Origin of the sequence: Hydrocoleum sp. CS-953, assembly GCF_002260545.1 — a bacterium.
Classification (GTDB): domain Bacteria; phylum Cyanobacteriota; class Cyanobacteriia; order Cyanobacteriales; family Microcoleaceae; genus Trichodesmium.
Window position 1 is genome coordinate 1 of sequence record NZ_LGSU01001248.1, and the last position, 8,547, is coordinate 8,547.

The 8,547-nt window shown below is 35.5% G+C and carries 5 protein-coding genes; 3 read left to right on the top strand and 2 right to left on the bottom strand.

The annotated features are described in order from the left end of the window. Positions 1–127: 127 nt before the first annotated feature. Positions 128–2,908, top strand: a complete 2,781-nt coding sequence (locus AFK68_RS21485) for a M48 family metalloprotease (RefSeq protein ID WP_094674943.1) — start codon at positions 128–130, stop codon at positions 2,906–2,908. 1,175 nt (positions 2,909–4,083) lie between these two features. Beyond that, a complete protein-coding gene (locus AFK68_RS21490; RefSeq protein WP_094674945.1) occupies positions 4,084–4,557 on the top strand; it encodes an RNA-binding protein in 474 nt (157 codons plus the stop codon). Between the two features lie 898 nt (positions 4,558–5,455). Here AFK68_RS21490 and crtB read toward each other — a convergent pair. After that, the gene (gene crtB, locus AFK68_RS21495; protein WP_094674947.1) at positions 5,456–6,394 is read right to left on the bottom strand and encodes a 15-cis-phytoene synthase CrtB; all 939 of its coding nucleotides are present in this window, start codon (positions 6,392–6,394) and stop codon (positions 5,456–5,458) included. Beyond that, positions 6,378–7,823, bottom strand: a complete 1,446-nt coding sequence (pds, locus tag AFK68_RS21500; protein ID WP_094674949.1) for a 15-cis-phytoene desaturase — start codon at positions 7,821–7,823, stop codon at positions 6,378–6,380. The genes crtB and pds overlap by 17 nt, the downstream gene beginning before the upstream one ends. Between pds and AFK68_RS37160 the strand changes: the two genes are divergently transcribed. Beyond that, positions 7,759–7,911 (top strand): hypothetical protein, encoded by a 153-nt coding sequence (locus tag AFK68_RS37160; protein WP_168186591.1) that lies wholly within the window; start codon positions 7,759–7,761, stop codon positions 7,909–7,911. The two genes, pds and AFK68_RS37160, sit on opposite strands and share 65 nt — an antisense overlap. The last annotated feature ends 636 nt before the right edge of the window (positions 7,912–8,547 follow it).

An 8,547-nucleotide genomic window follows, 5' to 3' on the forward strand; every position in this document is an offset into this window, starting at 1 on the left:
ATACTCTATTTTTAGATATAAAAAACTCTGGCAATTTAAATTGAATAGTATTGAAAATTGCTAATAATCAGAAGAATTGGTATTTGGCTGGTGAAATTCAGTAAAATATAACTCAACAATTCAGTCAATGATAGATAAAACATCTTCTGCCCCAGATAACTATGTGCCAGAAAAACCATCTTTAAAAGCTGGATTACTTGCTCTTAAACAAAAAGATTATTTACAGGCGATCGCTCACCTAGAAATAATTGCTCAACAAGAATCTATCAAGCAAAAGTTAAAAGCTCAGATAGGTTTAGTTATTGCTTATGAAAAAACTAAACAAGTAGATAGAGCTATTTCTTTGTGTCGTAATCTTACTAAAATTTCTGATAATGAAATTCAAAGTTTTGCTAATCGTCATCTCAAGGAATTATTAAAGCGATATCCGCCTAAAAATATCAAAAAATCAACAATTCTTACCCCTGAATCTTCAGAAACATTTCCCCAAAATCAACAACCTATTGAAACAGGATTTGTTCCTTTTAATCCGACTTCAAATCAATCTAAATCTGCCAAAAATAGCAATCACATCTCTCAAGCAAATCAAAATATTGATTTATCTGTAGAAACTGGTTTTAAACCAATCTCAAAAAAAACAAATAACCTCCAAACAAATTCTACCTCTAAAACTCCAGAAGAATCTTCCCAAAATCAACAACCTATTGAAACAGGATTTACTCCTTTTAATCCTACTTCAAATCAATCTAAATCTACCAAAAATACCAACGATATCTCTAAAAAAAATATTGATTTCTCTCTAGAAACTGGTTCTAAATCAATCTCAGAAAAACCAAATAACCTCCAAACAAATTCTAGTAAAACTTCAGATGTTGTACAGCATCCTCAGTCAAACAAAAATGATATAGAGGCAGATAAAAATAAATCACCTGCTTTATCAAACCTAGTTAATAAATCAAATTCAGAAACTACAAATGAATCCCATCAAACATCAACAGATATTACTTCAGAAAAACCAGAAAATTTACCTAAACTGACATGGCGTGAAGCAGGAAGGGCAAAAGGAGGTCGTCGCCTTAAAACTCCTAATTTAACTCTTTTATGGCTAGAACAAATATTTGTAGTTATTGCTCTATTTTGGCTAAGTCTTACCCTACTAAAGTTTAGCTTAAATGCAACAAATGATTTTCTAGTTTGGCTCCCACACTTTCGACCAATTCAAATTTTTTATCGAGACCCCACTCGAAATTTTATAATTTTTCTGCTGGGATTATTTATATTCTCTCCTTGGTTAATTGATGGATTATTAATACTTACCTATGGTCTCCAAACTCTACCAACAACAACTCTAATTAATTACAGTAAAGAAGCCAATAAACTGCTCCGTACTTTTTGTAAAAAACAAAAAATACGGGGAATTACATTAAAGGTCTTACCAATAGATGTTCCAATAGCATTTAGTTATGGATGCTTGCCTCGTTTTTTCAGGATAGTTGTTAGTCAAGGATTATTAGATAATCTAGCAGAAGATGAAATTGCTACTATTTATGCTAGGGAAATTAGTCATATTAAAACAGGAGATTTCCGGTTAATGTCTATGGCTAATCTGATGCTTCAAATTCCCTACACTATTTATTGGCAATTAACTTTTTGGGCAGATAGGAGCTTAGATTTTATTAATCATCAATTACCTGATTTTTTACCAGGATTTATCAAATCTTTTTTGCATATTTTAGTCTCCGTTTTTAGAATATTTGCTGCAATAATTTCAACTCTTAGTTATGGTTTATATTGGTTGCTAAAATTGCCAATTTTATGGTTGTCTCGTCGGCGGGTTTATTATAGCGATCGCCAAGCTTGTAATTTAACTGGTAATCCTAATGGTCTCACACGCGCTCTTATAAAAATTACAATTGGTATGGCTGATGATGTTAAAAATCAAGGCAAAATTAGGAATCTATTGGAGAGTTTTGAAATCTTAATGCCAGTAGGAATAAACCAAGCTATTACTACTGGTAGTGTAATTTCATCTAGTAGTTTTGAATCTATTTTTAATTGGGATATTTTTAACCCATATCGTCGATGGTTAGAAGTTAATAATAGTCATCCTGCGCTTGGCGATCGCTTAAAAATATTAGGTTTATATGCTAATTTCTGGAAACTAGAAACAGAGTTAAAATTAGGAAATATTAATGCTGATGTAACCACAAAAAATAAATTAAATGGTACTCCAAAAGAGAATATTAATACTCCACAAAATCTTGATTGGCAAAAACTTTTACTTCAGGGAGCGCCATTTTTTGGTATATTAATAGGTCTAGGTTTTGCTATTTTTTTCTGGTTTATCGGTCTAGTTTCATCTGCTGTTGGTCTTTGGCGTTTAGATTGGTTATTTGGAGATATTTCCATTTTAGTTAGTTCTTTGACTATGGGTTTTAGTATTGGTATTTTGATAAGAATTAACCAATTTTTCCCTGATATAAAACCAACTAAACTTTGGCAAAATCCTAACTTATTAGAATTGTTAACCGACCCAGAAGCTTTGCCATTAGATAGTCAAGCAATTCAATTCAAAGGCCAACTTCTTGGTAAAAGCGGAATGATGAATTGGTTGGGACAAGATTTGATTCTACAAACAACAAGAGGTCTGGTGAGGTTGCATTATTCCGATCAATTGGGGCCAATTGGTAACTTATGGCCTAAAATAAATCGTCCTAGCGATCTTGTTGGTAAGTCTATAACCGTAACTGGTTGGTGGAGGCGAGGAGCTACTCCTTGGATAGATATTAATACTATTCAAACTGAAAATGGTGAATCTATTAACAGTGGTCATCCTCTCTGGTCAACAATTGTAGCTTTTGCTATTGCTATATGGGCAGCTTCTATGGTATATACGGGCAGATTTTAGTTATCAGATGATGTAAAGAAAAGTTGCATTCTTGAATTAACTATGTTACATTTATTTACATAGAGTAGCTTAACCCAAGCGACCTCATAATTTTGCCTAGCTCAGGAGTTGAGTCTGATTGAACTGAATTAGTAGAAATATTACAGATTTAATAAGGTAAATGTATGCTGCCAACAGTAAGAATCGCCTTAATAAATATGGTCTGTTGATATACAGAAAACCTCTACTTAACTCACAATAGATAAGACTTTTTGGGTGGTAAGTGTCAATCTCCCAACACAGCAAGTTCTACCAGCCACAACTGTCGGCTGGTTTTTTGGCAATTCATAAATTTTGCGATCAGAAAAGTAGGGATTACTGAACAGTTTAAGTTGAGTATTGAAGATACGAGTAAATAGTTAAATTTAAGAAAATATAGTAGATATTGACTTAGGATTATGATAAGTTTATAGTGGTTAAGAAATAACTAGCCTGTTAACAAAGGAAAGATAAGCAGTAAGCATTTCCGGTTTGGTTGAAAAATAAGTCAAATATTATGATTAAGTTTTAGCCCTCACCAAGTAGGAAGTTTTGTCTATAGACCGCGATTTGAATACAAGTATAAAGAGCGAGAAATGCGGTGGGCTTTATCGTTTAGGCTGTTGCCGACATGGAGATGCCTGTGGACGGAGTGCTGCCGACAGTTCCGGTAGAACATAGGGACGTTGCATGCAACGTCCGTACACATTAAAACATCACTAATTGTGACGTTTTATATCAGTTTTATAAAGCAGTATACTTGAAATTAATATCATATTAGCAATTAGGTTGTTTGAATTTAGCAGGCTTTGAACTTATATTTAAAAGTTGGGGCGATAAATGTTTAGCAAATCAATATTAAAAAGAAGTAATTGAGCAATGCCTATAGTTTTGTTTGTTGAGTAATGAGCAAAAAGTTTAAAGAACAACATAACAAAATAAAATTATTTGCCAGAGTTTACCAAAATGGGAAATTTGAAATCATTTCATCTGTAGTAAAGGTTAATATAGGTATTTGTCAAAGTTCTTCACATTTCAAAGTCTGGAGCAGTTTTTTTGATTCTGCTCTTGTTTTATGTTCAGTCAATCTCAGTTGACTAAGTTTTCGTTTGTTGTAATTTAAACAATTAAAATTCAAAGTCTGGAGGATTTTTTTTATGTCAATTCGTTTGTATATTGGTAATTTGCCTAAAGAGGTAATGGAACGTCAAGAACTCCAAGAAGTTTTTAAAGAAGAAGGCGATAGTGTCACTACTAAATTGATCACAGATCGTAAAACTGGTAAATGTCGTGGTTTTGGTTTTGTGACAGTTAAAAATGATGAACAAGCTGACCAAATTATTGAAAAGTATAACGGTTATCAGTTTAAAGAAACTCCTTTAAAGATTGAAAAAGCCTTACCTCGTGCTAAGAAGGGTGAGTCTGAAAATGCTGAGGCTGAACCTAAACCAGTTAGTAAAAACAATACTGGCAAGAGTAAAAAGTCTCGTCGTGAAAAGGATAAAGGAGGATCATCTAAAGCTGCTAGTAGTTCTAGCTCTAGTGGTAATGATGCGGTTCAACCAGATCCCCGTTGGGCTGATGCTTTAGCAGAGTTGAAGCAACGTTTGGCAGCTAGCACTAATTCTTAGGAATCACTTGAGTAAACTCAAAAATCTTACGCTGACATAATTGTAGATATAGTTTTTTAATCATGCCTATAGCTATATCTACAAAGTTGCGATCTAAATTTAGGAATGGTAAACAAGTAATCATTTTTCTCGTCTACCTAATGACAATTGAAGATATCTACCAACCCAACTACCCAAGCTATAAACGAAATTTAGTATTAATCGGATATTGAAACAGTTAACAGTTAACCGATCTCAAATCCGTTGGTTTCGGAGTAATATAATTCCATCGATCGTCATACAAAGGATAGGGGAGTTTTCCTGCGGAATGCTGCGCAGATATATCGGAGACAGCCGAAAATGGCCATTCGCCTCTACAATATAGCCTCTTATCTTTAAAATGCTGAATAATACCGCTGCTACCAGATGTGATATGATGAGTGAAAAAAGCCTTCGATTTAATAAATCAAAGGCTTTTTCTTTCACATATATAACTCAGGACTTAGGCAAAGACACCATATATACTAAACCAAAACTATAACGTCTTATAATATGTAGGGTCTGTTGAATAAATCTAGAACCTATCTATATCAGAGGTTTAAGTGCTGAATTAGCTTGAAAAAAATTGCCAGATGCACGACTAAATAAAAATCAAAAACCAGGCCAACCAAATCCCCAGTCAAGTGAAGGAAAATGCAGAAAAGTTAACAGTAAAACTATTGCTAATTGCCTATTCCCAATTTCTTTCCCTCACTAAAAGATTTTTTCACCAAGTCCTATGTAGTGTTTAAAAATCATGGGTTGTGTAATTTCTGTAATTATTAATCCCAAGTTGAATTAAATAGCTTATTAATTGTCCAAATTTGCCAATTTAAGCATTTTCCCACTAGCTGTTTGTTAAAGGATACATTGCTACAACTTATAAGACTTTTGATCTAAGAAAGGCTATGGGCAAACATAGCAATTTTCGAGGAGTAGAAACGTAAGCTCGACGATTAAATACATCATATTGATTCCGCTCAATAGCATCTAAAATCTTACTATAAAGCATAGAAGCTGACCAAACAGGCCAACGAATATCAGCGTTCAAACGCTTAATACCTCTTTCTGCATCAACAAAAAACTTACGCGCTCTGTGAATCTGAAATTTCATTAACTCTCGCCAACGGTCATCAATTACACCATTCAATAAATCTTCTTCGGTATAATCAAATAAAGCTAATTCTTGTAAAGGAAGATAAATTCGACCTCGACGAGCATCTTCTCCTACATCTCTTAAAATATTTGTAAGTTGATTAGCAATTCCCAAGGCGATCGCTTCTGTTACAGGAGAATGGGTTTGTTGGTTGGAATTCCAGGGAGCAGCAAAATTTGATGTTTCTACTCCCATAACTGGCATAGTCATTAGACCAACTGTACCTGCAACTCGATAACAGTAAAGTTTCAGTTCCTCAAATGTTTGATACCGACTTCGGTACAGATCCATTTGTTGACCTGCAATCATATCACGGAACGGTTGAATATCTATAGGGAACTTAGATAGGGTATCTACCAATGCTACATCTGCATCTTCTAAGGGATAGCCAGCAAAGATAGATTCAAGATGTTGTTCCCACTCTTGGAGGGTTTCTGTAGTCGTGGTATTTGACATTGGTCCATCTACCAGTTCATCTGTACGACGACACCAGACATAAATTGCCCATATCGCCTTACTTTTAGCTTCTGGCATTAACTGAGTACCCATGTAAAAAGTTTTAGAATATTTGGCTGTGACTTGACGACACAGCTCATAAGATTCTTCTAAAGATACCAGGGATGAACGAGTCATGCGTTGGGAAGATTTAGACCGTTGCAGCATTCTTTGCTGGCTTTGGAGTTGTTTGTTGCAGGTTTGCATGAGATTCAAGATGAGTAGGATCTGCTTTAGCTATAGCCTGCGCTGTTAGCTTGCCAGAAAGTACGGCCCCTTCCATGCTAGCTAGATAGCGCTGCATTGTATAGTCTCCCGTGAGGAAGAAATTTCCAATTGGTGTTACTTGGGAAGGGCGACAGTCTTGGCGACCAGGAGTAGCTTTGTATACAGAGCGGGGCGTTTTTACAACATGATATTTCAACAACTTAGCTGGAGATTCTCCTGTAAAGTGAGCCGGAAATAATTTTTCCAACTCTGCCATTGTTGCTGCGACTATTTCTTGATCGGATTTACTAATCCAATCTTTAGCTGGTGCTAATACTAATTCCAACATGGAACGGTTGGGATTAGCATATTCACGACAAGTGTTACTCATGTCTGCATAGACACTTAGTAGGGGCGATCTGGAAAATAGTAAATGATCTATATCTGTGAGCTTACGATCAAACCACAGATGTAGATTTATTACTGGTATCCCTTCCAAACCGTTAAGCTTTTGAAAATATTCCATCTGCTGCCAAGGTTTTGGCAACATTACTTTTAGGGGATCGACTGGCATTGCTGAGACATAAGCATCAACACTCAGAACTCGATCTTCTGCTCCGTCTAATCCTCTAATTAGGAATCCACTAACTGTAGCATCATCGTTTAGCAGGAATTCCTTTATCGGTGCATTTAAGTGTACTTCCCCGCCTCCCTTGGTAATATATTCTACCAGAGGTTGACATAATCGTTCTGTGGGAGAACCATCTAAAAATGCCATTTTCGATCCATTTTTCTCTTGGAGAAAACGGTTAAGAGCTGTGAGAATTACAGTGGAGGATATTGCTTCGGGACCAATAAAGTTCAACGCTTTTGACATGGCGATGAATACTTCTTTTTCCACTCTTGGAGGCACATTTTGTTTTTTCAGCCATTCTGAGAAACTGTATTTGTCCATTTTCTCAACATATTTTTGGCCTTGGACTATGGCTGGGATTAGACCTATACCGAACCTGATTTTTTCTGGCCAGGTTAACATATCATTATTGCGGAGAATGGCCACCATCCCATTTAAAGGCGCTGGAAGGTCCGGAAAATCAAATCTAGAGTATGTTCCTGGTTTTTCTGGTTGATTAAAAATCATTGTGTGCTGTTTCCATTGCAGTCTATCCTCTATATTCAATTCTTTGAATAGTTGCAACATATTTGGATAAGCACCAAAGAATATATGCAGACCAGTTTCATACCAGTCTCCCTCTTCGTCCTTCCAGGCTGCCACCTTACCTCCGAGTACGTCCCGCCTTTCGAGAACTATTGGAGTATGACCCATGTCTGTCAAATATTTTGCACAGGAAAGACCTGCTAGACCTGCTCCGGCGATCGCTACTCGCATTTGTTTGGTAAAAACCTCTTCAATTAAATTTACTTATTTTTTTATTATTATTACTTTACAAGTTGTTACAAAATTCAGCAATACCTAATTAAGTTATTTTTGATTTTTCTGAACATAGGTTTCTTTTTGTCCCATTTTTTTTGACAAAAAAGTTTAAGTGTGGTAATATTACAGCGAAACTTGTAATATAGTTGTTTTATCTTAATAAAATGTAAGAATACCTGAGTTAGCTGTTGAATAATTAATAACAGATTAAGAGTAACAGACAAAGGTACTTTCAGAGCCAATCCCGCAAAAATAAATTGGTAGTGCGTCAAGGAAGTATGAGAAGTGTGGTCCGTGTGGGAAGTGTGGGGAGGCACTCGAAAGTAGGAGAAATAATTGTACCTGTATCTTTTTGGCAAGTGTCTGCCTTTCGTGCTAACTTTTTAGTCTCAAAGGCTGAAAAATTTGCACTTTTTTCGCGACCATGTGGGGACTCAACCTTTATATATCAGTGCTTTTAGATCATATTAGCCAGCCCTACGCGACTTATCCCACACTTTACTGATACACAACCAATAAATTAATGTAATCAATTTGGGTTCTGATGATTTGGAGTATGGGAGTAAGGGAGTGGTAGAGTATTTTTCTCTCTTTTTCTAATATTGCTTGTCTACCACAGATGTCTCCTAAAAAGCTTTTGATATACTATATACATAGGCATTACGCCAAGGTACTATAT